The organism is Chromohalobacter sp. 296-RDG, from assembly GCF_029889885.1.
Taxonomy (GTDB): Bacteria; Pseudomonadota; Gammaproteobacteria; order Pseudomonadales; family Halomonadaceae; genus Chromohalobacter.
The window spans coordinates 1-23,785 of the sequence record NZ_JARANY010000024.1 but is presented as its reverse complement, the minus strand read 5'-3'; the positions used below and the strand labels follow the sequence as shown (position 1 = coordinate 23,785).

The following is a 23,785-nucleotide window of genomic DNA, read 5'->3' as shown; positions in this document are numbered from 1 at the left end:
TCACGGATATGACGTTTTCATGGTTACCTCTGATAGCTACTTCTGATGGCGACCTTTGATAGCTGCTATTGATGACCGCTTCTGATGGCCACTTCTGTTAATATTCCGCACTTTTGATACAACACACTCAACGGGAACACGGCAATGAACGCGGTTATTTTGGCCGTTCTGGTCATGGTGGGGCTCGCATTGGCGCGAGTATCGGTAGTGTTTGCGCTTATAGTGGGCGCCTTGGTGGGTGGCCTGGTCGGCGGTCTGGGGCTCGAGGACACGCTGGCGGCGTTCAACGATGGCGTGGGAGGCGGCGCCAAGGTGGCGCTGGCCTATGCAACGCTGGGGGCGTTCGCGGTGGCGATTTCACGCTCAGGGCTTCCCGACTTGTTGGCTCAACGCTTGATTCGTCTGCTCGGGCACGAAGCGTCATATAAACGCCAATCGGCGGTGAAATACATCCTGCTCGTAGCCTTGCTATTGGTGGCGATTTGCTCGCAGAACCTGATTCCCGTGCATATTGCCTTCATTCCCATTCTGGTCCCGCCGCTGCTCAAGATCATCAATCCCCTGCGTCTGGATCGACGCATGGTGGCGTGCGTTCTGACTTTTGGCCTGACGGCGCCCTATATGCTGTTACCTGTCGGGTTCGGGGCGATTTTCCTCAACGATATTCTGTTGGCCAACATCAATTCGGCGGGTGAGGCCGTGGGGCTTGAAGTAACGCGTGGCATGGTGCCGCTGGCGATGGGAATTCCGGTCGCTGGTATGGCGCTGGGGCTCTTGGTGGCTGTGTTCTATTCCTATCGCAAGCCGCGAGATTATGAAGTGCGCGATGTCGTGACGAGTAACGCACCGAATCATTCCGGTGAGGTCAGTCTCCACACTCGTGGATTGGTGATGGCCGTCGTGGCTATCGTCGCCGCCTTGTCGATTCAACTGTATAGCGGTTCGATGATTATGGGTGGGCTCGTCGGTTTCGCCCTGTTATCGCTGGGCGGCATCTTCAAATGGCGTGAAGCCGATGATCTTTTCACCAGCGGAATGCGCATGATGGCATTGATCGGCTTCATCATGATCACGGCGGCGGGGTTTGCCTCGGTCATGCAAGCCACGGGCGATATCGACACGCTGGTTGAAAATGCCTTCGCCATTATCGGTGACCATCAAGGGCTCGCCGCATTGATCATGTTGTTAGTTGGTTTGTTCATCACGCTGGGGATCGGCTCGTCGTTTTCGACGATTCCCATCATCGCCGCGATCTACGTTCCGCTAGCCGTGCAGTTCGGCTTCTCGCCCATGGCCACGGTGGCGTTGGTAGGCTCCGCCGCCGCGTTGGGCGATGCCGGCTCGCCGGCGTCCGATTCGACGCTCGGGCCGACCTCGGGGCTCAATGTCGACCGCCAGCACGACCACATCTGGGACTCGGTCGTTCCCACCTTCATTCATTACAACATCCCGCTCATTGTCTTTGGATGGCTAGCGGCAATGTGGCTTTAAATGAGCGCTTGCCCATTTTAAGGAACGGCTTAAGGGCGGCGTAGTAGTGTTGCCCAACGTGCTTGAAGGCATTAAAGGCGACTGAAAAAGGCAAAGCTTGAGCTGGGATAACTAAAAAACAAAGACAGGACTTGGCAATAAGCAAAGAAATAGAGATAATATAGCGGCATCCCAACTGTCTAGAGGTAAAAAATGTCTCTGTTGAGCGAGTACATGAAAAAGGAACAGCTGCTAAAGCAACTCAGCGAAGAGTTGCAGCAGTTGGAAAAGGACCAGCGCCTGACATCTGAGCTGGAGTTCAAGGAAAAGCTCGAAGCCTTGATGAAAGAGTACGACAAGACGCCTGCCGCCGTTATCGAAATGCTCGATCCGCAGCCGGCTTCTCGTCCCGAGTCAGCGTCTCAGGCAAACACCGGCGGGCGCCGCAAGCGCAAGCTGAAGATCTACAAGAACCCCAACACCGGTGAAGTGGTGGAAACACGGGGTGGTAACCAAAAAACGCTCAAGGCGTGGAAAGATCAGTACGGCAACGAGACCGTCGAGTCTTGGTTGGTGCGCGTCGAGGACTAAGCGTCCTTCGAGATAAGCGCTTATCAGTGAAAGCGCATTAAGTACGCCAAGCCGTACTGTCTGAAAAAGGCTGATGCTCTAGAGCATCAGCCTTTTTATTTGCCTTGTGGTGAACCGGGGAATTAATGAATCGTCAAGAGCGGCACGCCCAGTTCAAACCTTTCGAGCTGCGCATGTGGTGATGAGGTTTCCCGCCACGTCACCATGACCGGTTCGCCACTCAACCACTCATTATGCGTGGGTAGCCACTCATAAAGTAGGTGAGCAAATGCGCCGGCGATGTTCTCCCTACCCGCCACATGCATCTTGACCTGCCGTCTGGCAGGAATGCGGACCTGCCTAAATGCCATTGCGGGAGGTGTCATACAGTCGCCTTCGACCTTGAAACCGAAGTCGATCCGCATCCTGCCCGCGGGGGTGATATTCGGATCATCGTGATATATCCAGGTTCGCGTGACCTCGCACCCCTTCAAGTGATGGCGCCATGGTTGTGCGTAGTGGCGCCACAAGGAAGGCTGATCCCTCATCGGTACATCGCCGTAATGCCGCGTCAAGAAACAACGGATCTGTGGTCGCGCCTCGATCGTCAACGCCTCGGGGGCGCGCCGTGTAATCGTGTCGCGCAAGCGGTCATGAAAGCGACGTCGATAGTCGCTGGGCGATACGCCGAAGTAGCCATGAAAAGCACGCGTGAAAATAGCGTGGCTGCGATAGCCACAACTGATGGCGATATCGAGTACCTGCATTGGCGTTCGGCATAGCAGCAAGGCCGCGCGTTCCAGCCGCAGTGAGTCGCGATAACGGCCGGGCGAGATGCCGAAGAAGCGGTTGAAGTTACGGCGTATCTGCGCTTCTGAATACCCCAGGTAATTAGCCAGCTCACGGATCGATGGGCTATCGCCTGACCGCTCATGCAGCCATATCTCGGCAGCCCGCATGGCATTGAGGCTAGTCGATAACGATGTCTCATACGCTGCCATACATGCTTCCCCTTGGTTTTTTTGCGGCTTTATTTGTAAGTCATCTCTGACTCAATCTGTAAAGACCGAGATGATGATCGGAATTGCAAAGCCTGAAAGGATGAGAACCCTAATATGCAAAGCATGTAAAGGATAGTACGAAATTCGAACAAAAAAGGTGCTTTATCTAGAATATTTTATTATGTAACTAATAGTTAAGCATGTATATTGCTTACTTGTTAAAAAAGCGAAATTGGCTTCCTTTATCTTAAAAAGGGTGGGGTGTTGGGGTACGTATATAGCTATTTCATTAAATATGTGTATAAAAAACAGAGTGCTAGAGACTATTTTAGATCAGTGGGCTGACGAATAAGAAGAAAAACATGTAAGTGGATATGTCTTATATTTAGGATATAGCTGACGTGAATGGGGTGAAATCTCATTCATTTGAAAGGTGAGAGGCGGTCGAAGTGAGCAGTATAAGGGGCAATGCTCTACCGGCCGCTACACGTAAAACCGTAGATAGCAAATGATAATTAATGGAGGTCGAGATGCTTGGGGAACTCAAGGTACCGGCACTGACAACGGTCGTATTGGCACTGGCCCTGAGCGGTTGCAGTGGCAGTTCATCCGAATCTCAGCCCATGGATGGTGGCGCGGGCGATGGCCCTGACATGGGTGATAACAGCGGTGGTGGCGGCGACGGCAATAATGGCGGCGACGGCAATAATGGCGATGGTGGAGATGATTCCACAGCGGTCGAAGAGGTCGTTTCCGATACCGGCGATGGCACTACGGGGGTCGGCGATACCGTTGTCGGCGCGGGTGAGGCCATCTCGCAATCCGATGTCGGTGGCGCAGGCCTTGTCACCGATGGCGCCGGGAATGCCGTCGTGGATGTCGGGGAAGGCGTCAACAGTCTCAGTGATGGCTTACGCAATGGGCTCGGGGATCTGAGCGAGAATGACAATGCGCTAGGTACCACGCTGGGCGGCGCGACATCGACGGTGGGAGAAGTCGGTGAAGCGGTTTCTTCCGCCAGCACTATCATCACGGGGTTGAACACCCTGCCAGTTGTCGGCCAGGTCGATGAACGTACCAACCTGGTTTCAGGGGCCGGCGACACGGTCAACCAGCTTGGGGTGGCTCTGACCTCGACGGCGGGATCGCTGACATCTTCCTTGACTGCCGAAGACGGCCATCTCAGCGGGCTGACCACCGAAGTCACGAGGGTCGTACGGCCGCTGGTCACCAATCTCGAAGGCACCACGCAGACACTGGGCGATGGGCTTGGCGTCGGCCAACCTGTCGACGGCTTGCTGACATCGGTGGGTGGCGTCGTCACACAGCTCGGCGGCCGTGTCGGCGAGCGCTCCGAAGCGCTAGGCGGCCTTGGCGGAACCCTGCAAGGCGTAGGTAATGCCGTGGCCGGCCTGGGAGGCGTTGTCACCAGTGGTGAAAACAATAATGGCGGTCTGCTCAGCGGTCTTGCCGGCGGCGAAGGCGGCCTCCTTGGTGGCGTGACGGGCGGCGACGCCGGTGGCGAAGGCGGTGGCCTGCTCAGCGGTCTGACCGGTGGCGATGGCGGCCTCCTTGGTGGCGTGACGGGCGGCGACGCCGGTGGCGAAGGTGGCGGCCTGCTCAGCGGTTTGACCGGTGGCGATGGCGGTCTGCTGGGTGGCGTGACCGGCGGTGGCGAAAACGGTAATAGCCAAGGTCTTGTCGGTGGTCTCGTCGGCGGTTTGACCGACACCACGGGCGGCTTGACCGGTGGTAGCTCGAGTGACGGCGGCGACAGCAGCAACAGAGGTCTCGTCGGTGGCTTGGTTGGCGGTGTAACCGACTCTGTTTCCGGCGTGACCGGTGGCCTGAGTGGCGGTGCCGGTTCGGACAATAGCGGCACTGATCAAGGCAGCGAGAGCAATGGTCTCGGCGGCCTTCTTGGTGGACTGCTGGGAGGAGGCTCACGCTAATGCTAATGCCCGGCACTATCTCTCATCACTGAAGCGAACGTAGGCAAGGTGCCCCTCATGGCCTGCCATGAGGGGCACTCACGGTGCACTGCACCGAGACGAGAGTCGCCACCGACACCATAACGAGCGGCTCCGACAAGAGACACCACAGGGAAGCTACAATATGCCGTCATTGTTGCGTCTTCGTCGTGACGAACGCCGTCGCCCGCTGCCTGAATCGCTACTGGGTTGCCTGGCCATCGCCTTGGTCGGTCACAGTGGCCCGCTCATGGCTGACGATGTCGTCCCTTCCTTTATCGATGAACGCTCACCGACCGCGACCCGCGAGCAACAAGAGCAGCAGGAAACCCAGCGCACGCTGGACCTCAACGTACAGCAACCCGCTTCGGCACCGGGTGTCTCGGAGAACGCGCGGGTCAACGTCCGGCATATCAATATACGGGGCGGTTCGGTGTTCGAACTCGATGAGTTGGCCGCGCCACTCGAACCCTTGGTGGGCAAGACGGTCACCGTCGGCCAAATCAACCAAGCCGTGAAGCGCATCACCGCGCGCTATCAGAAAGCCGGCTACCCGATCTCCTATGCCTACCTGCCAGCGGACAACTTCGCCAACGGCAATGTCGAAGTGGTGGTGGTCGAAGGCTATATTGCCCGCGCCGAGCTGGATATCGACAACGACGCCGTGGCCGCTCGCGTCCAGCGCCTGATCGAGCGCATGGCTAAGGAGCGCCCGCTCCGGCGTGAGCGTTTCGAGCGCTACACCGCCCTGATCGAACGTATCCCCGGTGCCAGCCTCTCGGTAAACGTGCCGCTGCCGCGCACTATCAATGGCGCCACCACCGTGCGTGTCGAGGCCCGCGATATAAAGCGCGTCGATGCCGGCCTCTCCCTCGATTACGACGACGAGGACGACACCCAGGCGTTGGCCAATATCGCCACCCAGGGCAATACGCGGCATGCCGAGCGTCTCTCGCTGGCCGGCTTGCTGCCCGTGGAAGACGACGACGACTATCTCGCCGCCGAATACAGCCAGGCACTGGGCAGCGACGGCCTGCGACTCAAGCTTTCGGCGACGCACTTTGACGGCGACGATGCTACCGACACCCAGTTGCGCGGTGTGACCATCGAAGCGCGGGAAGACAAGGAACGCTATCGTTATCGTGCCGGGCTCGAATACCCCATCGAATTATCCCGCGAGACGCTCTGGGAAGTCGGTGGCGCCGTCGAATATCTCGATGAAGACACCCAATATCGCTACACCAGCGAAAATGGCGAGATTCGTGCCAATGAAGCCTTGCGCTACGGCACCGCCGAGCTCAATACGCGTTATCGTCAGGTCAGCGATGCTCGCCTCTGGGAAATCAGCGGCGACGTGCGCCAAGGGCTCGAGGTTGGCGGCAGCAAGAACGAGCTGACCATCGAGACGACCGGTATTTCCCAGAGCAATGATGACCCGCTGCGTTACACCCGCCTGGGGCTTCAGGGGCGCTGGGTAGAAGCGCTGGGCGAGCGTTGGCGTCTCACCACCCGCGCGGATGGCTTCTGGTCGGAGGACAGCCTGCCCGTGCCCGAACGCGGCAACTACGGCGGTACACGCTTCGGGCGCGGTTATCCAGATGGCCAAGCCGAAGGGGATTACGGCTATGCCGGCGAAGTCGAATTGCGCTTTCTGCAAGCCGTGCCCTGGGGCTGGGTCAGCCAGGTCGAGCCCTACCTGGTCGTCGACGGCGCACGCACGCGTTTTCACGACAACGATATCGAATACAACCTCGCCTCGGCGGCCTTCGGCCTCGAATTCACCGACAGCCGCTACTACCGGCTAGGCGTTGAATACGCCCGCCCCATCGCCGAGGAAGACCTGGATACCGATAACCGCGACGGGCGCATCAACGCGCGCGTCTCTTGGCAGTTCGATGGCGGCTGAAGCCGTCGAGGAAGAGGGAAGCAGTAAGAAAGGAGAGGGAAGAAGAGGTAAGTAGTAAGACAACACTTATCACATAACGCGGGGAAACCATCATGCGTATTTCACTGATCGATAAGTTCACAACCCTGACCCAACGCATTGCGGCGCAGGGTCATGCGACCAAGGCCGTCAATCAGGCACGATTCAAGCGTCAGCAAGGTGCTACGGCGATCGAGTACGCGATTATCGCTGGAACTATTGCAATCATAATTTTTGCTGTTTTTGGTACGGACGATTCGTCGGGCCTTGGGCAAATATTTGACAACATATTTACTGATATAAAAGCTAAGCTAAATCAATAAAAATAGTGGAAATGTAAATATGTCCCCCAAGACCCTGAAGATCGTGGCGGTGTTGCTGGTGGCCTTGGCGCTGGGGTTGGGTTTCACCGGTTGGCGTTTGACCCAGCAGGCCGCGCCGCCATCGGTGACCGAGTCTGCCGTCGAGTCGGTCACCGAGACGCCGGCCATGCGGCATCCTGCAGTGGTAGCCAGGCGGGATCTCAGCGAAGGCACGGAACTGGCGGTCGACGATGCGGTGGATGACGCCACGGGATCGCCGATGCTGGCGGTGGTGGATTTCCCCAATGCCTTGCCAAGCAGCTTCGCCAAGCGCGAAGCCGTGGAAGGACGCGTGCTGACGCGCCCGGTCAAGGCCGGTGAGGTGATCCGCGAAGGGGATTTCGCCCTGGGCAGTGTGTTGGCCAGCCAGGTGCCCGCCGGTTACCGCGCCCTGGCCATCGGCGTCGACGATGTCGTCGGCGGGGGTGGCTTCATTGAACCCGGTGACCGCGTCGATGTGCTGTTTCAGGCGCGTGCCGCCGCATCCGGTGATAGTCGCCAGACCCTGGCGCGTCGTTTGCTGGACGATGTGCTGGTGCTCGGTTATGGCCAACACCTGCAGGGCGGTACCGATAACGACGGCGAGAACAACGGCCGGCGTGGGGCACGTACCGCTGTGGTTGCCGTCGACGAATCGCAGGCCCCCAAATTGCTGCTGGCCGAGAGTACCGGTCGCCTGCGGCTAGCCGTGGTGGGTAGTCGTGAGCGCGTCGATGCCTTGATGGCCAATCTCGTCACCGCGCCTGACGGGCAGGGCGACGATATGGTGCTGGGCCTGTCCGACGCCAGCGGTGGTGAAACGTCACGCGAGAAAAGCGCGCGGAACGACGACGAACTGGCGCCGACCGTTACCTATGCCGATATCGCCGCAGCCGACGACGATAACCAACAGCCCGCTGCACCGAATCGCGCAGACAACGAAACCAGCGGCCATCGCGTCGTGCAATTCGTCGGGGGCGAGCGTCGGGTGACCGACACGCAGCGTTAAAAAACGGCCTTTAAAGCCGTCGGCACGATAACGACAAGCGCGATACCTCATGCCGATGCCAGATGTCGCGCCAATGCAGGGAAGAAGGAAAAAATGATGCAAGACCTACCGACGTCGACCGTCATCGCCGTGGGGCAGCGCGCTGTGTATGGGCTGTTGTGCTTATTGGCGCTGTCCTTCTCCGCCGTGACGATGGCCCAGCAGGATGACGCGCAAGAAGGGCGCACGCTGCGTTTAGATACCGGTGGTCAGAAGCGCCTGACGTTCGACCGCCCCGTGGAACGCACGGCCCTGGGGGATGGCGATATCGCCAGCGCCCAAGTGCTGGATGCACGCCAACTCATGGTTACCGGGTTGGCGGCGGGGACGACTTCGCTGAGCGTATGGCGCAATGGCGATGACGAACCCCGAGACTATCGCGTGACGGTGCGCCCGCGTGGCGCTCGGGGTATGGAGTCCGAATACACCCTGGCCGACGGTACCGATACGCCGACCCTCTCGGGCGAGAGCGAGTCCCTGTCGCGTCATGACCAGGCGCGCAGTCGGCTCGGCGATCAGAACACGGTCGATGCCACGCGCCAAAGCGGCCCGGTTCAGGTGCAGACCGATATCCGCGTGGTCGAGGTCAACCGTAGCAAACTGCAATCCGCTGGCTTCTTCTTCGGCAAGAACAACGGCGGCAACACCCTGGCAGGTGTCGGCACCAGCGGTGCGCTGGGCGGTGCCGAGGCCGTCGGCGATAACTTCAGCGAAGGCTTTTCCTTCCTCACAGGATCCGGCTTTCAGACCGGCGACGGTGGCTACAACATTGTGGCCGGTAACGCCGACGACAGCATGCTTGGCGTAATCAGCGCCCTGCGCAGCAACGGCTTCGCCTACACCCTGGCGGAACCCAGCCTGGTCACGCTCTCGGGGCAAAGTGCCTCGTTCCTCGCCGGTGGCGAATTTCCCTTCCCGATCAGCAACGACGATGGCGACGTGCGCATCGACTTCAAGCAATTCGGGGTGAGACTGCAACTCACGCCCACGGTGCTGGATAACGACAGCATCATGCTCAAAGTCGCTCCCGAGGTAAGCGAGCTCGACTTCACGCAAGGCGTGCAAGCCAGCGGCGTCGCCGTGCCCGCGCTCAACGTGCGGCGCACCGACACCAGTGTACAGCTCGGCGACGGCGAGAGCCTGATCATTAGCGGCCTGGTCAGCAACAGTACCATGCAGACCGTGGATAAGTTTCCCGGCCTGGGTGACCTGCCGATCATCGGGGCGTTTTTCCGCTCCACGCGTTTCGAGACCCAGAACAAGGAACTGGTGATGGTCGTCACGCCGCACCTCGTCTCGCCGATGGCGGCGGATGCGCCGCGTCCGCAATTGCCGGGCGAGGCGCTGCGCCGCTACGACCCCTCGTATCTGGAACTGCTGTTCGACCCGCAGGACGCCGAAAGTCTCGAGCGCCTGGGGAACGTCGGCTTCGGCGATTGAGTGGAGGAACACCATGGCACTGCCACGTTTTGGACAACGACACTTGAACGTCGTCGCCGACCCCGACGACCCGGCCTTCAAGTCGGAACTGCACCGCAGCGTCATCGAGCGCTTCGAAGACGAAGGCATGGAACTCGACGCCGAACCCAGCGTGTTGTTCACGCGGCTGGAGGATAGCGTACGCGATTGGCTGGCCGAACGCGGCGAGTTCATCCCCGACGATGCCATGCAAGCGGTACTGCAATCGCTGTATCACGAAATGACCGGCTACGGCCCGCTGCAACCGCTGCTGCGTGATGATGGCATCACCGACATACTCATCAACGGGCCGCGCCACGTCTTCGCCGAACGTGAGGGCAAGCTCGAGCGCGTCTCCCAGCAGTTTCTCAACGATGCCCATGTGCTGCGCGTGGTGCGCCGCATGCTGGCCCCACTGGGCCGGAGGCTCGATGAAGCCAGCCCCATGGTGGATGCCCGACTGGAGGACGGCTCCCGCGTCAATGCCATCATTCCCCCGCTGGCGCTGGACGGTCCTTGCGTGTCGATCCGCAAGTTTCGTCATGACGCCATGAGCGCACTGGCGCTGGTCGAGCGCGACGCCTTGCCCGCCGCGCTGCTCAGCGAGCTGGAGCAAGCCGTGGAGCGGCGTCGCAATATTCTCATCAGTGGCGCCACCGGCTCGGGCAAGACCACCTTGCTCAACGCCCTGAGTCAGTCTATTCCGCCGCACGAGCGTGTCGTCACCATCGAGGATGCCGCCGAACTGCAATTGCGCAACAGCCATGTCGTGCGTCTCGAAACACGCCCGGCCAACAGCGAGGGCGAAGGTGAAATCACCGCGCGGCAACTGGTGCGCAACTCGTTGCGCATGCGCCCCGACCGCGTGATTCTCGGCGAAAGTCGCGGCGATGAAGTCCTCGATGTGCTGCAGGCCATGAACACCGGTCACCTGGGCTCGATGAGCACGGTGCACGCCAACGCGGCGGCGGATGCTCTGGTGCGCCTGCAGATGATGGTACGCCTGTCGGGCTTCCAGGGCTCGGACACCCTGATCAATCGCATCATCGCCACGGCGTTGGATCTGGTGGTGCACGTCACCCGTGACGTGGAGGGGCATCGCCACGTCCTCGAGGTCCAACGCGTGGTTGGATTCGATAGCGACATCATCCAGCTCGAGACGCTCTATCACCGACAAGAGGCGCCCTGGACCCAGCTCGCTAGCGCGAGGGTACAAGCATGACGTGGTGGTGGGGCGCGATGGTCTTGCTGCTGGCCGCGGCGGGGCTGGTATGGACCAGTGCGCGGGCAGCGTCGATGCCGCGCGAGGCGGGCGCGCCACGCCGCCAACGGCGGCGCATCGCGCCCAGCGAGTCGTTGCTCGACTGGTCGCTCGACTATCTATTGCGTGCCGGTATCCAACTCACACCGCGTCGGTTGGTGATCGCCGTCGCCCTGGTGCTGGGTGTGCTTGCGGTAATGCTGGTACTGCTCGATCAACGCTGGACCCTGTATCTACTGATGAGCGTACTGGTAGGTGGCAACCTGCTGTTGCAATGGCGCGCGCGGCGGCTGCGCTCGCGGCTGCGGGCACAATTGCCGGGCTATCTCGAGCAACTGATGCGCGAGCTTTCCGTCGGCACCAGCCCGGAAAATGCCTTCAGGCGCCAGATCGCACGCAGCGCACCGCCGCTTCGCAACATGCTCGAACGGGTCTGGGTACGTCGCGAATTGGGGATGGAGCTGCATGAAGGCCTGGTGCGAGAAAGCACGCTGCTCAAGCTCAACGAATTGGCACTGCTGGCCACTGCGTTTGAAGTCAATCAACGCCATGGTGGCAGCCTGCGCGACATCCTGAGCAGCTTTGTCACGCTCTTGCGCCAGCAAGAGCGCGGACGCCGCGAGCTCAAGGCACTCACCGGCGAAACGCGTTTCACCGCCATGGTACTGGCCGTCATCCCGATATTGATCGGCGGTTACATCCTGATCACCAATCCCGATTTCCTGAGCACCATGTGGCACAGCGCGGATGGTCGCGCGGCGCTATGGCTGGCGTTGGCGCTGGAATTGAGCGGCTGTTTCGTGATGTGGCGAATGCTCAGGGCGATTTGAGGAGGGCGCATGCTAGCAGTGGTGTTGTTACTCGCCAGTGGCGTGGTGTTGATGATCGCTGCCGGGACGTGCTGGGTAGTGGCGCAGCGTAGCCTGGAACGCCAGCCTCCTAGGTCCCCGGACGCCTGGCGCCAGGCTGAGTCGCTGTTGCTGCGAAGCGGCAGTGCATGGCGCGTGCATCGGCGGCGACATGCACGTAGCGCCGAGCTGGCCATCGTCTTGCGCCAGGCGGGGTTCATCGGCTCGCGTGCCCAAGCTTACTTGTTGGGAGTGCTTGGCACGCTGGCGGCCTGCGCCTGGCTGGTGGGCACCGCTTGGGGATGGGAACAGGGACGAGGCGTACTGGGTAGCCTGCTATTGGGCGTCGCCGCGAGCGCGCTGACCGGCGTGCTGTGCTGGGCGTGGATCAAGAATCGCCGCCGCCGGCGAACCCACGCACTGGACGAGGAAATCGCCCTGGTACTGCAGGTGACGCGGATGCTCTGGGAGGCCGGCATGACGCTGGAAAGCGTGCTGCAAGGGCTGATCCACAACCTGAAAGGTACCGCCCCGGAAAGCGTGCGCGAACTGCGCAGCGTGACCCACAAGATCGAAGCCGGCCAGGTCCGCGAAGACGCCCTCGAAGAAGTCGCCGACGTGCAGGCCAGTGAAGGGCTGAGTGACTTGCTCAAATTGCTGGCGCAAGTCTCTTCCAATGGGGGCGGGGCGCGCGATTCGTTGAGTGCACTGAGTGAATTGTTGCGCGACCGGCGTCGTACACGCTTGCAAGAAGCCGTCACCCGGCTCTCGGGCAAAATGTCGCTGGTCATGATGATATTTCTGTTTCCCGCCTTGCTGATCGTTCTGGCTGGGCCCGCGGTACTCAATCTCGCCGGTGCGCTGGCGACCCTGGGAGGTTAATGATGTCGCATGCAACTTCGTCTCGGCCCTGGCATGCCGCCGCCGGCATCGTCTGCCTGATCGCGCTGGCGGGATGTGCCAGTTCGTCGACGCCCGATACCGCCTGGACTCAGCCGCAAGGTGCACAGAGCGCATCCAGTCGCCTGGCGGCGCCCGAAGAAGAAGAGGGCGATACCCGGCGCGGTGCCTGCGGCGCGGAAATGACGGCCACCGCCGGCATGCAGATCTCGCTGATCCGTCAGATGCTCAACGACGACAAGCCGCGAGCCGCCCTGGCGCACCTTGACGATCTGTCGCTTGATACGGACCGAGACGCACTAGCCGAGCCGCGCTTGCTGCGCGGCGAAGCGCTGCGCGATACGGGCCAGCGTGACAAGGCCGACGCCGTCTACGAGACGCTCACCGAGACCTGCCTGGCCGCCGATGCCTGGCGCGGCATCGCCCGCAACCAGGCCGCGCGAGGAAAGCTCGAGACCGCATTGGACTCCATGCAGCGTGCGCGCGAGGCGCGACCCATCGACGCCGCCATTCGCAATGACCTGGGCTACCTGCGCTTACTGCAAGGCCAGCCCCGGCAAGCGGAAAACGAATTCCTCACCGCTCTGGAACTCAGTCCCGATTATGCGCGTGCCGCGCGCAACCTGGTGATGGCGCTGTATGCCCAGAATAATGACCGGCAGGCGGAAGGCGTCGCCCAACGTTACGGGATCGATCAGGAAGAAGTGGCGTTGTTGCGCCAGACCCGACTGGCCAAGGCCGAACAGACCGCTACCGCTTCAAGCACCGTTTCCAATGCCTCGGCCTCGACGCCGAGCGGTTCGGGCGCGTCGATTACCCATACCGCCACCGAGAGGCCAACCGAGCCCGGCGCGCTCGAGATCATCCGCCAATAACAGCGCATTTCTCGGCCACGTCGATCGATAGCAGACTTACATGCAGGAGACTCACATGCCCACGACATACACAACATTCATGACCCCAGCCGCACGAAGCCTCGATCAAGATACCGGCCACGCTGACCCTGCCAATAAGCATCTCGTGCGTCTCGCCATGGTCGCGCTCGGCAGCTTGGCACTGGTGATGATGGCGAACGGCCAGCACGCCCAGGCCCAGCAGGATACTCAAGGTGTCGAGACAACGCGCAAGCAGAACGATCTTTCGGGACATCCTGGCCAGGCAACGCAGCGCTTGCTCGAATGGCAGCGCAGTGGACGCGGCGCATCGTCCCATCGCCAGGAGCTCGCGGGGCCGGTGCAATCGGCCATCTGGCAGCGCTATGTAGAAAGCTTCGAACACGAGATTCCCGAGCGCTATATCGAGAATCAGGAATTCGGGAATAAGTGAACATGTTGCGTGGTGGCTCGTCCGCGCCTTTGAGCGCCCAACGTGGCGCCATCGGCCTGCTCGCCATGGGCGTGCTGGGGCTGGTAATCCTGTGCCTGGTGCTGGCGCTGGATGTGGGGCGGCTTTATTACGAACAGGCCAAGCTTCAGAAGCAGGCCGACACCGCCGCCATGGAAGCCGCGTCGGCGCTGATGCGCACTCAGGACAATGAACAAGCGTGCCGAGCCGCCAAACAGGCCGCTAGCGCCAATTTGACACGTGGGTCGGATGCTGAAGAGAACTCCCTGAAGCTGCATCTCGGTACGTTTGATGTGGAAGACGGGTTCAATGCCTTAGCCAAGATTACCGACTGTGACGCTAGTGACGAAGCTCCGAGCAATGTCGTCAAAAACGCCGTTCGGGTGGAGGTTAGCGAGACGTTGCCGACCAGCTTGATCGTCAATCTCCAACGGCTGTTCTCTAATTCCGAGACCGATTACGAAGAGCAAAGTACGCTCAGCGCCTCGGCTGTGGCGCGTAGGTTGCCGACGGCCGGTCTCAGTGTTGGCAATTCTTTGTTGTCTCTGGATTCATCCGAATCTCCTATCTTAGCTCCATTAGTATCGAGATTGGTGGGGTATGATGCCGCTGTATCGGTACTGGACTCGTCTCAGGTCGCATCGATAACACTGGGTGAGCTTTTTAAGGCATCGCAGGAGTCCGATATAAATAGCTTTGTGGACGGTGAGTATTCTGAATCTGAACTTATCCAGATAATAGCTGATGCGGCAGGCGTCAGGGATGTCGTTAGTGGTAGTGCATCTCAAGGAAAGCTTATCAACGTTCTGGATATTCTCGATCTTTCAGCGCTTCAGGGTGGCCGGGATTCATTACTTGATCTTACTGTTCCATTGGAAACACTACTCAATGCAGTGGTAACGGCAGCAAATGTTGACGCTCCAGTGGTTGAAAGGGACGCTAGTATAGGAGCGATTGATCTTGATTTGGAAAGTGACTTGATTCCTGATTTGGTAGACATTGGGGTGCGAATTCAAAGCCCTGCCAAGATATCATTCGGGCCGCCTGGTAAAGATGGTGAACGCACAAAAGTAACCACTGCTCAGATTCAGATATGGCTGAATAGCCGATTGAATGTATCATCCTTGGCATCTTTCAATATTGGCCTGGTGGCCGAAGTGGGTAGCGCTGAAGCATGGCTGAGGTCAATCGAACGCCGGGGGCTGAATCAATATGATGTGCAAGTTGGCTCGCGCCCATCGATTCTGAAGCTGAAGCTGGGCAGTCTAAAAAATCCGATTGAAGGTGAAGGCTCAGGTGAGGTGGAGCCTATTTCATTTGACTTGATTGGTGATGGCAATGCCTCGTTGGCATCTATAACACTAGAAACCGCCGAAGATGTTGACGATAAACCGGTTAAGGTCGAGAGCTTGATTTTTAAAGGAGAGTATCCGGAAACTCAAAGAGTTGACTTGGGAACGACTGTTTTGCTGGATGATGTTGATGAGCTGTTAGCTGACTTGGATATTAATGTAGATATATTGAGTAACAGTCAGTGTGATTTTTTCTTATGTGATGTCCTTGAAGGTGTCGGTGATTTGCTTGAAGGGGTGACTGAATTTACAGTCGATTCGGTAAGAGCCTTGGTAGGCAATGTCGTTGATCCTGTAGTAAGAGAACTCCTTAAGGGCATTCTGGATCCGTTGCTCGATTCTCTGGGGGTAGGGGTGAATGAGTATCAGGTGTCAGTTTACGCTCCTCAGGCCAAGGTGGAACTGGTGAGATGAAAATTCATTCAAAAAAGTGGATAAAGAAAAAACAAGAAGGCGTCGCGGCCATCGAGTTTGCCATCGTCTTCCCGGTGTTCTTTCTGGTGCTCTATGCCTTGATTGGTTACGCCTTCGTGTTTCTGATTCAAAGCGGATTGCAGAGTCTTGCTAGTGAGTCGACTCGGCAGGTGGTGGCAATTAATACCATGCGATTTGAAGAAATGGATAAGTCTCGCGAAGACCTTATCGATGAAAGAATCAACGCGACGATCAATGCTTCGTGGTTAGAGCGTTTCAATGTACGTCAGCTTGACCCCTCTAATTGCAATGTGGCATCGCCTGGCACAGATGAGGCTCAATTCGTGGTCTGCCTGGGCGCGGATTACCCCTTGCCCATCTTGAACCTATTTGGCATCAGTATACCGGGCACGCCAGATCCCTTGAAAACGACTGCCAGCATTTTTCTCGACTGAAGAGCAGCAGAGACATCACCGACGTCTACGCTAAGTGGTAACTCGGGATAAAGGATGACGGGCTTCATCTCGACGGCAGGAGGCCGCACGTATGCTGAAAGGCATCAACAAGGCCGGGCTTTGGCTATGGTATCTCCTTGTGTTGGCTATCCTGCCGCTGGATGGGGCGGGGGCGGCCGAGGATGACGCTCCAGTATCGTCTGCGACCGCGTCCAGCGCCATGATCGTGGTGCCCAGCCAGCTTTCGCTGCAAAGTGACGACGCCCTGTTAAGCGATGTATGCGATGCGCTCACCCGTCGCGTGGGCGAGGGCAATCTTAGCCTGGAGGTACTGGGTGTCGATCGTTTTCCCCGCCAGACGATGCTGCGTCGCTGGCGTGAAACCATGACGCATCGCCAGGACGACCTTGGCTACGTGTTGCTTATGCATGACGCCGCCGTGCGCGCCTATCGCCACCTTTCTAACTCTTTCAGGGACGCTTCCAGGAACACTGCCAACTCGCCCGAACACACTCCCACCTTGCCCGAAAACACCGTGGTGGTGGCCTATGGCGTGCATAACGGCGAGCTTCGCGAGTGGCTGCAAGCGCGAGAGATCGCGCATATCGGGCTCGACACCTATGCCGAGCGCGGCCTGCGCTGGGCTCTGGAAGCACGTCGCCCGGAGGAAGGCCCGCTGGCGCTGTGGTACGCCCAGGGCGAGAGCCGGAATGCGTTGGTGGCCAGCGCGCGGCGGGTGAGTTCGCCCCGGCTCAGCGATGCCTGGTTGGCGTTGGAATCGCCCGACGAGAACGTGCTGGCGCGTTTTCGCGCGCGCCGCCAGCAACAAGGAGAACCCTTGCAAGCCTATCTCTCGGCGCCCGTCACGCAGGAGAATCTAGTGCGCGTCAAGGCGCTGGCAGAGCAGGGCTGGCAATTCTGGTGTTACCAGCGCGAATGGCTCGATCACGGCTGTCTGGGCGGCGTCTTCCCGGCGACCGAGCATATGGCCGATAGGCTGACCGAGGCCTTGCTCGCCCCCGAAGGTGGGCGGGGGCAAGGTGGACGAGCACTGGAAAATGGACTGGCACTGGGTGGCGCACGTCTGATCTCTGCCACTCCTGACGTATTGTACAGCGCTCGCGACCAATTCGAAGAATCCGCGCGGGAGGGCATCAATTGGCTCGAAGTGCCCGACGCGGTCGTTTCCCAGCGTCAATGGACCTGGAGGGCCTTCGCCCTGGCGTTGGCTGCACTGGTCATGGCGGGCCTCGCCATCTGGCTGGCGCGGTGGCGCGAACGCAAGCAACGTTTGAAGCGCCAGGCCCTGCGCAACGACCGTGTGACCGATCTGCCGGGGCGCGTGCCCCTTGAACGGCATCTGCAACGTTTCATGGACGATGCCTACGCCGTCTCGCTTTATTATTTGACGTTCGATGCCTTGCGTCACCTGCGCGCCCAGTTTGGGGTCCAATACGCCGATCTAGCGGCACAGAGCATTGCCGAGCGTCTGCGCGATACGTGCGGCGGCGTGTGTTATCCGGCGCGGCTCTCGGACGACGTTTTCGTGGTCATGGCTTCCGGTGCACACGATCCTAGCGCCATGGCCGCGCGTTATCAGGAAATGCTTTACGCGCCCATCGAGGTTCATGGCGTGCCACATCGGGTCGAGCCACGTATCGGGGTTGCCGTGTCGCCTGAGCATGGCAAGACACCCGTAGCGCTGTTGCAAGCCGCGCAAGATGCCGCCGACCAGGTGCTGGCCAGTGCCGGGACGGAACCGCAGCTATTCAAACCTGATATGCTCAAGACCGCTGAGCGGCGGCGTTTCCTGGCGGAGACGCTGGCCGATGCCATGGAGCAGGAAACCCCGTTCTTCGAGCTTTATCTGCAACCCCAATACCGTCTCGCCACTCGGCAACTGATGGGCGCCGAAGCCTTGATTCGCTGGCAGCACGACACCTTCGGCACTATATCGCCCGGTGAATTCATTCCCGTCGCCGAAGCCAGTCACCAGATCGTGCCGCTGGACGAAAAAGTCTTCGACGCCATGCTCGCCTGGTTGGCGCGTCACGAGCTGACGAATACGCAGAGCCTGGTATGGGCGATCAATCTGTCGATACGTCATTTCGACGACCACCGATTCACCGACTGGTTACTGGAGCGCTGCACGCATTACGGCGTTCCCCCGCAGTGTATCGAGCTCGAGGTCACCGAGCACGTCGCCACGCAAGACCTTTCTCAAGTGTGCCAAATCATGCGGATCTTGCGTCTGCACGGCTTCGGCCTGGTACTGGACGACTTCGGGGCCGGCTATACCTCGCTGCGTTTTCTCAAAGAGTTGCCGTTCACCAAGGTCAAACTCGATAAGGTCTATATCGATGCCATCGCCGAGGACGAGCGCAGCCAATTGCTGGTCAAAGGCATCATCGACCTGGCGCGGGGATTAGGGTTGACTGTCGTCGCCGAAGGGATAGAAACTCAGGAGCAGATGGATGTCCTGGGGGGACTGGGTTGCCCTGTTGGCCAGGGCTATCTACTAGGGCGGCCCCGGCCCGTCGAATCTTTCCTGTGGCGGTTGTCACAGCGCCAAGAAATGCCACCAGCGCGCACTGCGCACACGCGCTAGGCTTTGGACGACCATTCGGTGAGTGCGGCGCATATACAGCCGCAGGGATTGAACTTTGCAGATTTGGCATCATCTATAGTGTTGGGCCGAGTCAACGCTACTTGATTCAGACTCCCTATTAACCAAGACCGTTTTTCTGCGTTACCTGAGCGTGATTCGTGGCCGTACGTCGAGCGTCTTCGTGAACCTTACCGGAGCCGCATTATCACACTTTTGAACCGTTACATCATGATTTCAATATTTCCATGAAAAATAACCGTCAAACCTCGTCACGCCACATGGATGAGCGTGAAAAACACCGCAAGTTTCGTGAACTCGATGACGCCTTCGCCTCGGCTCTCCAGGAGCTCGATAGTGGCGAGGCAAGCAATGAAGATGACGCGCCCCAAGAGCCGCCGTTCGAGGAGCGCCTCCAGGCGCTGATGCAGGAATACAGCCAATCCAGCCAGAGCGTCGCCACGCTGATGCGTACCATCGTCGAGCTAGGTCACTCATCAAGCGGGTCGCGGTAAAGCCTCGCTCGAGAGGCGTGGCTGCCGCTGTGGCAGTGAACGATGAGAAACTATTGACAGCGTCCCCGCAAAGGTCCAAGCTGCAAGAAGTAGGTTAGCAAGTGGCATACCGTCAGTAGTAATCGATGTCTTCGAGAGCCTGGTGTATCGCTAATTTGTTTTACCCACTGTAACTCGGGTAAATGCCCGGCAATAGAAAGCGCTACGCGCAAAGGATATCGAAAATGGCAACTGGTACAGTTAAGTGGTTCAACGACGCTAAAGGTTTCGGCTTCATCTCTCCTGAAGACGGCGGCGATGACCTCTTTGTCCACTTCTCCGAAATTCAGGCTGAAGGCTTCAAATCCCTGCAGGACGGCCAAAAGGTTTCTTTTGACGTCACTCAGGGCAAGAAAGGCCTCCAGGCGTCCAACGTCAAGGCCGATTGATTTCGCGCCTGATGATTTGAAGCCAATAGGCTTCGCATGACAGGGCCCGCTTCGGCGGGCCTTGTTGCGTTTGGGGCAATGGTCGATCAACGGCCTCGCGGCAGTGAATCCAGCCACCGACGTATACGCTTCTGGTGCCAGCGACGTGAGATCCGGAGGGTGTCGAACGTAGTGGGCACGATCAAGCAATCGTTATTCTTCTCGTCGGGATCGAGATCGCTCCTTTCCAGCATGAAGCACCGATACGCACCCACGGGACGGTCCTCGTTGCCGTAGATCGCGACCAGCCTGATTTCCAGCATTCTCAGCGTTTCATCGGAGAGTATGAGCGAACTACGATCGATATCGAGCTTATGCTCCTCGGCGGCGTGATCGATGATCTCCCTGAATGAGCAAACCTGATGATAATCGCCCGAATCCAGCGGCCCCTGGCGCGTGGCGTGCTCCTCGTTACTCTCTTCTTCTCTGTTTTCCGATCGGGTGTAATCGGTCAGATCGCACGTATATTCGCCTTTGGACGTATGCAGTACGCCCATGACATTCGAGACGAAGATCGCTTCTGAGCTCATATTGCTGATCAGGCACATGCCGTCCGGCGATTTGCTACGCCCGCGGTTGATGATGATGCGTGGCCGCCGTTGTCGCGCAAAGTTCAGGTAAAGAAGCTGCGCGTAGAATAGCCACACGATTAGGGTGAAAAAACTCGCGATCGCGCTCAGAGCGCCGCTATTATGGTTAAGCCATTCGAGCATTCCTTGCTCTCCTTATGGGTGATGGGTTAGTAAACAATAACGCCCTCTCTGGCGATATCGGCGACTTAGCCTAGCAAAATACGAAACTTATCTCGATGTGTACGCCATTTTGGCGTACGTTTGGATGAAAGTGAGAAGACACAAAGGTGATCAGTATATTGACTGCACCTTCCCCCGAAGACCTATCCCCGAAGAAGACAGCACCGAATCTCGTCACAGGAATACAGCACGCTTCAACTTCCGCACGACGCAGCCCCTGAAGGCCATGGCGGCAGTCATACTGACGGCGGAGTAGCCGAAGGGGCGCGGATCAGTTGGCGCCGCCACCATCACGCTTGAGGCGCTTCACCCAGCGCTGCTTGGCGTATTTGCGCAGGTTCTCGACGTTGTCCGTCTCGTCGACGATATCCTGGCCGAGAATCGTCTCGATCACGTCTTCCATGGTGATCAAGCCCACCCAGGTACCGTGCTCGTCGTAGACCACGCGCATATGCCCGTGATCCTTGAGCATCGCGGTGAACACCTGCTCAATGTTATCCGTCTCGTGCAGCGCCTCGATGGGGTGCATCAGCGCCTTCATGGTCTGCTCATCCTCGGCGTGATAAGTATCCGCCTTGTGGATGTAGCCAATCGCCTGCTCGCCGCCGTCCATCACCGGAAAGCGCGTGAACTGCATCTTGCCGTACTGCGCATCGAATTCCGCCACGCTGAGATCCGGCGTCACCGCCACACACACCGTGCGCGGTGTCATCACGCTCTTCACCCGAATCTCATGCAGATTGAGGATATTGACGATGGCGCGGGCTTCGTCATTGTCCAGCGCCTTCTCATCCAGACCGATGCGCGCCAGCGCCTTGATCTCGCCGCGCATATCGACATCGTTCTGCGTACTGCCGATACGATGGGTGATCCGCTCGGAAAGCCAGATGAACGGTGTCAGCAGCACGATCATCACCCGCAGAATCGGCGGCAGCAGCGGGGCGAGGGCTCGCCAATGGCTTGCGCCGATGGTCTTGGGAATGATCTCGGAAAATACCAGAATCGCCAGGGTCATCAGTGCCGAGGCAATCGCCACGTGCGCATCGCCGAACACCACCGCCACCTGCGCGCCCACGCCCGTCGCGCCCACGGTATGCGCGATGGTATTGAGCGTGAGGATCGCCGCCAGTGGCCTGTCGATGTTGGCCTTCAGCTTGGAAAGCGAGGCATGCAGCTTCGGGCGAGTATCCTTCAACTGCGCGATATAGCTCGGCGTCAGTGACAGCAACGCCGCCTCGAGGATGGAACACAGAAACGAAAAACCGATGGAAAGCAGGGCAAAGGCCGCTAAGAGGACCATGAAGACTCTTGGTTAAGAATGGAGCGAGTATTTATCCAGTCCCGAAGAAGACTGTCAATCCATCCTTTAGGCGTTTTGCTTTCATCGACAGCCAGGCCGAAGCGGTCTATAGTATTTAAAGGTAATACCTCTTACTACGAGCTTTAACCAGGGAGGATGATATGGCGACCCCGACATCCATCAAGCTCGACGATGACCTGAAAGGAAGGGTGCAGCACTTGGCCGATGCGCGCCGACGCTCCTCGCACTGGCTCATGCGTGAAGCCATCGAGCAGTATGTCGCGCGTGAGGAAAACCGGGAAGCCTTCAAGCAGGATGCGCTCCGGGCTTGGGAGGACTACCAGGCGACGGGTCTGCACGCGACTGCAGACGAAGTAGAGAAGTGGCTGAATAGCTGGGGAACGGATCATGAGGAGCCCGCTCCAACATGCCACGAGTGATCTTCGCCTCGGCAGCGATTAACGACCTAGAGCGGCTGCGTGGATTCTTGAAACCGAAGAATCCCGCAGCGGCCGAGCGGGCTGCCCAGGCTATCCTCCAAGGCGTCCAGGCACTCGGAGAACATCCCCATATCGGACGCCCAATCGACGACCTGTCAGAAGTATACCGGGATTGGCTGATTGACTTCGGTGATAGCGGCTATATCGCCCGGTACCGTATCGACGCTGACACTGTAGTGGTGTTGGCCATCCGTCAACAGAAAGAAGCGGGCTTCTAGCTGAGCTGCTCAGTAACCGTGCCGACCTGCAACCGTCTCAACCCGATATTCCGGATACCCGAATCAACATGACCGATTTTATTACCGATTCCATGCGCAATCGCCTCATCGAGGGCGTTCACGTCGCCGGGCAAGAAGTCATGGCGATCTACCGCCGCGACTTCGCCATCGAAGAAAAGGGTGACGCCAGTCCGCTCACCGAGGCGGATATGGCCTCGCATCATGCCCTGGTCGGGCTGCTGGAAGCGCTCACCCCCAAGGTGCCGATTCTCTCCGAAGAATCCGCCGAGATCCGTTACGAGACCCGTCAGACGTGGCAGCGTTACTGGCTGATCGACCCGCTGGACGGCACCAAGGAATTCATCAGCCACAACGGCGAATTCACGCTCAACGTCGCCCTGGTGGAAGACGGCGTGCCGGTGTTCGGCATCGTCCACGCGCCGGCGCTGGAAAGCGGTCCCGCGACCTGGTGGGGCCAGCAAGGGGAGGGCGCCTGCAAGCGCGAAAACGGCGGTGAAGACCAAGCGATTCACGCCCGCGCCTTGCCCGATCCCCAGGCCGAGCCCTGGAAAATCGTCGGCAGCCGCCGCCACGGCGCCGACATCTTCGACGCCTTCTGCCAGCGCCTGCCCACGCATGAATGTGTCTCCATGGGCAGCTCGTTGAAGCTATGCCTGGTCGCCGAAGGCCAGGCCGATCTCTACCCGCGCCTCGCGCCCACCTGCGAATGGGACACCGCCGCCGCCCAAGCCGTCGTCACCGCTGCCGGCGGGCACGTACTCGATGTCGAAACGCTCCAACCGCTGCGCTGCAACCAGCAAGAGAGCGTCTTGAACCCCTTCTTCCTCGTCTGCGGCCAACGTGACACACGCTGGGAAAGCGCCCTGCGTGAAAGTGTCGCCTGACGCGGCCATGCCGCGAGCTTCGGGCAACGGGCGACGAGCTACGAGCTGCGAGCTACGAGCTGCGAGCTAAAATGCTGCCGAAGCCCGAAGCCCGAAGCCCGAAGCCCGAAGCCCGAAGCCCGAAGCCCGAAGCCCGAAGCCCGAAGCCCGAAGCCCGAAGCCCGAAG

Annotated in this window: 23 protein-coding genes; 20 read left to right on the top strand and 3 right to left on the bottom strand. The window is 59.2% G+C overall.

From position 1 onward, the window contains the following. Nucleotides 1–144 precede the first annotated feature (144 nt). Entirely contained in the window at nucleotides 145–1,491 is a 1,347-nt protein-coding gene (locus OP495_RS10480; protein ID WP_280561254.1) for a Na+/H+ antiporter family protein, read from the top strand. Between the two features lie 192 nt (nucleotides 1,492–1,683). Further along, a complete protein-coding gene (locus OP495_RS10475) occupies nucleotides 1,684–2,061 on the top strand; it encodes a histone-like nucleoid-structuring protein, MvaT/MvaU family (protein WP_280561253.1) in 378 nt (125 codons plus the stop codon). A gap of 122 nt (nucleotides 2,062–2,183) precedes the next feature. On the opposite strand, the gene OP495_RS10470 is transcribed toward OP495_RS10475, so the two are convergent. Beyond that, nucleotides 2,184–3,041, bottom strand: coding sequence for an AraC family transcriptional regulator (locus tag OP495_RS10470; protein WP_280569053.1), 858 nt, complete (start codon nucleotides 3,039–3,041; stop codon nucleotides 2,184–2,186). 530 nt (nucleotides 3,042–3,571) lie between these two features. On the opposite strand from OP495_RS10470, the gene OP495_RS10465 reads away from it, so the two are divergent. The 15 genes from OP495_RS10465 to OP495_RS10395 all read left to right on the top strand — a co-directional run bounded on the left by OP495_RS10465 (nucleotide 3,572) and on the right by OP495_RS10395 (nucleotide 19,904). Then, nucleotides 3,572–4,993 (top strand): collagen-like triple helix repeat-containing protein, encoded by a 1,422-nt coding sequence (locus OP495_RS10465; RefSeq protein WP_280569050.1) that lies wholly within the window; start codon nucleotides 3,572–3,574, stop codon nucleotides 4,991–4,993. Between the two features lie 163 nt (nucleotides 4,994–5,156). Then, entirely contained in the window at nucleotides 5,157–6,917 is a 1,761-nt protein-coding gene (locus tag OP495_RS10460) for a POTRA domain-containing protein (RefSeq protein ID WP_280569048.1), read from the top strand. A gap of 92 nt (nucleotides 6,918–7,009) precedes the next feature. Further along, nucleotides 7,010–7,258 (top strand): Flp family type IVb pilin, encoded by a 249-nt coding sequence (locus tag OP495_RS10455; protein ID WP_280569046.1) that lies wholly within the window; start codon nucleotides 7,010–7,012, stop codon nucleotides 7,256–7,258. A 19-nt stretch (nucleotides 7,259–7,277) separates the two neighbouring features. Continuing rightward, nucleotides 7,278–8,285: a Flp pilus assembly protein CpaB gene (cpaB, locus tag OP495_RS10450; protein ID WP_280569044.1), complete on the top strand. Its 1,008-nt coding sequence runs from the start codon at nucleotides 7,278–7,280 to the stop codon at nucleotides 8,283–8,285. A 96-nt stretch (nucleotides 8,286–8,381) separates the two neighbouring features. Beyond that, complete coding sequence (locus OP495_RS10445) at nucleotides 8,382–9,764, top strand: type II and III secretion system protein family protein (protein ID WP_280569041.1); 1,383 nt, start codon at nucleotides 8,382–8,384, stop codon at nucleotides 9,762–9,764. A 13-nt stretch (nucleotides 9,765–9,777) separates the two neighbouring features. After that, nucleotides 9,778–11,004 (top strand): CpaF family protein, encoded by a 1,227-nt coding sequence (locus OP495_RS10440; RefSeq protein WP_280569040.1) that lies wholly within the window; start codon nucleotides 9,778–9,780, stop codon nucleotides 11,002–11,004. Beyond that, nucleotides 11,001–11,873, top strand: coding sequence for a type II secretion system F family protein (locus tag OP495_RS10435; protein WP_280569037.1), 873 nt, complete (start codon nucleotides 11,001–11,003; stop codon nucleotides 11,871–11,873). Before OP495_RS10440 ends, OP495_RS10435 begins: the two co-directional genes overlap by 4 nt. 9 nt (nucleotides 11,874–11,882) lie before the next feature. Next, nucleotides 11,883–12,773, top strand: coding sequence for a type II secretion system F family protein (locus OP495_RS10430; protein ID WP_280569034.1), 891 nt, complete (start codon nucleotides 11,883–11,885; stop codon nucleotides 12,771–12,773). Between the two features lie 2 nt (nucleotides 12,774–12,775). Further along, nucleotides 12,776–13,666 carry a tetratricopeptide repeat protein gene (locus OP495_RS10425; protein WP_280569031.1) on the top strand — a complete coding sequence of 297 codons (891 nt, stop codon included), beginning with the start codon at nucleotides 12,776–12,778 and terminating at the stop codon, nucleotides 13,664–13,666. 55 nt (nucleotides 13,667–13,721) lie between these two features. Next, nucleotides 13,722–14,117, top strand: coding sequence for a DUF3613 domain-containing protein (locus tag OP495_RS10420; protein WP_280569028.1), 396 nt, complete (start codon nucleotides 13,722–13,724; stop codon nucleotides 14,115–14,117). A gap of 2 nt (nucleotides 14,118–14,119) precedes the next feature. Continuing rightward, nucleotides 14,120–15,901, top strand: a complete 1,782-nt coding sequence (locus OP495_RS10415; protein ID WP_280569026.1) for a pilus assembly protein TadG-related protein — start codon at nucleotides 14,120–14,122, stop codon at nucleotides 15,899–15,901. Continuing rightward, nucleotides 15,898–16,356, top strand: coding sequence for a TadE/TadG family type IV pilus assembly protein (locus tag OP495_RS10410; RefSeq protein ID WP_280569024.1), 459 nt, complete (start codon nucleotides 15,898–15,900; stop codon nucleotides 16,354–16,356). Before OP495_RS10415 ends, OP495_RS10410 begins: the two co-directional genes overlap by 4 nt. Before the next feature lie 91 nt (nucleotides 16,357–16,447). Continuing rightward, nucleotides 16,448–18,964, top strand: a complete 2,517-nt coding sequence (locus OP495_RS10405) for a bifunctional diguanylate cyclase/phosphodiesterase (protein WP_280569021.1) — start codon at nucleotides 16,448–16,450, stop codon at nucleotides 18,962–18,964. A 245-nt stretch (nucleotides 18,965–19,209) separates the two neighbouring features. Continuing rightward, nucleotides 19,210–19,476 carry a hypothetical protein gene (locus OP495_RS10400; protein WP_280564577.1) on the top strand — a complete coding sequence of 89 codons (267 nt, stop codon included), beginning with the start codon at nucleotides 19,210–19,212 and terminating at the stop codon, nucleotides 19,474–19,476. 224 nt (nucleotides 19,477–19,700) lie between these two features. After that, nucleotides 19,701–19,904 (top strand): cold-shock protein, encoded by a 204-nt coding sequence (locus OP495_RS10395; protein WP_280564578.1) that lies wholly within the window; start codon nucleotides 19,701–19,703, stop codon nucleotides 19,902–19,904. An 86-nt stretch (nucleotides 19,905–19,990) separates the two neighbouring features. Here the strand turns inward: OP495_RS10395 and OP495_RS10390 are convergent, their stop codons facing one another. Both OP495_RS10390 and OP495_RS10385 read right to left on the bottom strand, forming a co-directional pair. Then, the gene (locus OP495_RS10390) at nucleotides 19,991–20,656 is read right to left on the bottom strand and encodes a hypothetical protein (protein ID WP_280569018.1); all 666 of its coding nucleotides are present in this window, start codon (nucleotides 20,654–20,656) and stop codon (nucleotides 19,991–19,993) included. A gap of 310 nt (nucleotides 20,657–20,966) precedes the next feature. Further along, nucleotides 20,967–21,995, bottom strand: coding sequence for a CNNM domain-containing protein (locus OP495_RS10385; RefSeq protein WP_280569016.1), 1,029 nt, complete (start codon nucleotides 21,993–21,995; stop codon nucleotides 20,967–20,969). A 161-nt stretch (nucleotides 21,996–22,156) separates the two neighbouring features. Here OP495_RS10385 and OP495_RS10380 point away from each other — a divergent pair, with 161 nt between their 5' ends. From OP495_RS10380 to cysQ, 3 genes are all read left to right on the top strand, one after another. Beyond that, complete coding sequence (locus OP495_RS10380; RefSeq protein ID WP_280565389.1) at nucleotides 22,157–22,435, top strand: CopG family ribbon-helix-helix protein; 279 nt, start codon at nucleotides 22,157–22,159, stop codon at nucleotides 22,433–22,435. Further along, entirely contained in the window at nucleotides 22,423–22,713 is a 291-nt protein-coding gene (locus OP495_RS10375) for a type II toxin-antitoxin system RelE/ParE family toxin (RefSeq protein ID WP_280569012.1), read from the top strand. Before OP495_RS10380 ends, OP495_RS10375 begins: the two co-directional genes overlap by 13 nt. 68 nt (nucleotides 22,714–22,781) lie before the next feature. Then, complete coding sequence (gene cysQ, locus OP495_RS10370) at nucleotides 22,782–23,618, top strand: 3'(2'),5'-bisphosphate nucleotidase CysQ (RefSeq protein ID WP_280569010.1); 837 nt, start codon at nucleotides 22,782–22,784, stop codon at nucleotides 23,616–23,618. The last annotated feature ends 167 nt before the right edge of the window (nucleotides 23,619–23,785 follow it).

What these genes read in the sequence shown, in the direction of transcription:
- OP495_RS10430 (WP_280569034.1), top strand. Translation starts at nt 11,883, where the DNA reads ATGCTAGCAGTGGTGTTGTTACTCGCCAGTGGCGTGGTGTTGATGATC.
- OP495_RS10445 (WP_280569041.1), top strand. Translation starts at nt 8,382, where the DNA reads ATGCAAGACCTACCGACGTCGACCGTCATCGCCGTGGGGCAGCGCGCT.
- OP495_RS10465 (WP_280569050.1), top strand. Translation starts at nt 3,572, where the DNA reads ATGCTTGGGGAACTCAAGGTACCGGCACTGACAACGGTCGTATTGGCA.
- OP495_RS10435 (WP_280569037.1), top strand. Translation starts at nt 11,001, where the DNA reads ATGACGTGGTGGTGGGGCGCGATGGTCTTGCTGCTGGCCGCGGCGGGG.
- cysQ (WP_280569010.1), top strand. Translation starts at nt 22,782, where the DNA reads ATGACCGATTTTATTACCGATTCCATGCGCAATCGCCTCATCGAGGGC.
- OP495_RS10440 (WP_280569040.1), top strand. Translation starts at nt 9,778, where the DNA reads ATGGCACTGCCACGTTTTGGACAACGACACTTGAACGTCGTCGCCGAC.
- OP495_RS10380 (WP_280565389.1), top strand. Translation starts at nt 22,157, where the DNA reads ATGGCGACCCCGACATCCATCAAGCTCGACGATGACCTGAAAGGAAGG.
- OP495_RS10475 (WP_280561253.1), top strand. Translation starts at nt 1,684, where the DNA reads ATGTCTCTGTTGAGCGAGTACATGAAAAAGGAACAGCTGCTAAAGCAA.
- OP495_RS10470 (WP_280569053.1), bottom strand. Translation starts at nt 3,041, where the DNA reads ATGGCAGCGTATGAGACATCGTTATCGACTAGCCTCAATGCCATGCGG.
- OP495_RS10390 (WP_280569018.1), bottom strand. Translation starts at nt 20,656, where the DNA reads ATGCTCGAATGGCTTAACCATAATAGCGGCGCTCTGAGCGCGATCGCG.
- OP495_RS10395 (WP_280564578.1), top strand. Translation starts at nt 19,701, where the DNA reads ATGGCAACTGGTACAGTTAAGTGGTTCAACGACGCTAAAGGTTTCGGC.
- OP495_RS10385 (WP_280569016.1), bottom strand. Translation starts at nt 21,995, where the DNA reads ATGGTCCTCTTAGCGGCCTTTGCCCTGCTTTCCATCGGTTTTTCGTTT.
- OP495_RS10415 (WP_280569026.1), top strand. Translation starts at nt 14,120, where the DNA reads ATGTTGCGTGGTGGCTCGTCCGCGCCTTTGAGCGCCCAACGTGGCGCC.
- OP495_RS10460 (WP_280569048.1), top strand. Translation starts at nt 5,157, where the DNA reads ATGCCGTCATTGTTGCGTCTTCGTCGTGACGAACGCCGTCGCCCGCTG.
- OP495_RS10425 (WP_280569031.1), top strand. Translation starts at nt 12,776, where the DNA reads ATGTCGCATGCAACTTCGTCTCGGCCCTGGCATGCCGCCGCCGGCATC.
- OP495_RS10400 (WP_280564577.1), top strand. Translation starts at nt 19,210, where the DNA reads ATGAAAAATAACCGTCAAACCTCGTCACGCCACATGGATGAGCGTGAA.
- cpaB (WP_280569044.1), top strand. Translation starts at nt 7,278, where the DNA reads ATGTCCCCCAAGACCCTGAAGATCGTGGCGGTGTTGCTGGTGGCCTTG.
- OP495_RS10455 (WP_280569046.1), top strand. Translation starts at nt 7,010, where the DNA reads ATGCGTATTTCACTGATCGATAAGTTCACAACCCTGACCCAACGCATT.
- OP495_RS10405 (WP_280569021.1), top strand. Translation starts at nt 16,448, where the DNA reads ATGCTGAAAGGCATCAACAAGGCCGGGCTTTGGCTATGGTATCTCCTT.
- OP495_RS10480 (WP_280561254.1), top strand. Translation starts at nt 145, where the DNA reads ATGAACGCGGTTATTTTGGCCGTTCTGGTCATGGTGGGGCTCGCATTG.
- OP495_RS10420 (WP_280569028.1), top strand. Translation starts at nt 13,722, where the DNA reads ATGCCCACGACATACACAACATTCATGACCCCAGCCGCACGAAGCCTC.
- OP495_RS10410 (WP_280569024.1), top strand. Translation starts at nt 15,898, where the DNA reads ATGAAAATTCATTCAAAAAAGTGGATAAAGAAAAAACAAGAAGGCGTC.
- OP495_RS10375 (WP_280569012.1), top strand. Translation starts at nt 22,423, where the DNA reads ATGCCACGAGTGATCTTCGCCTCGGCAGCGATTAACGACCTAGAGCGG.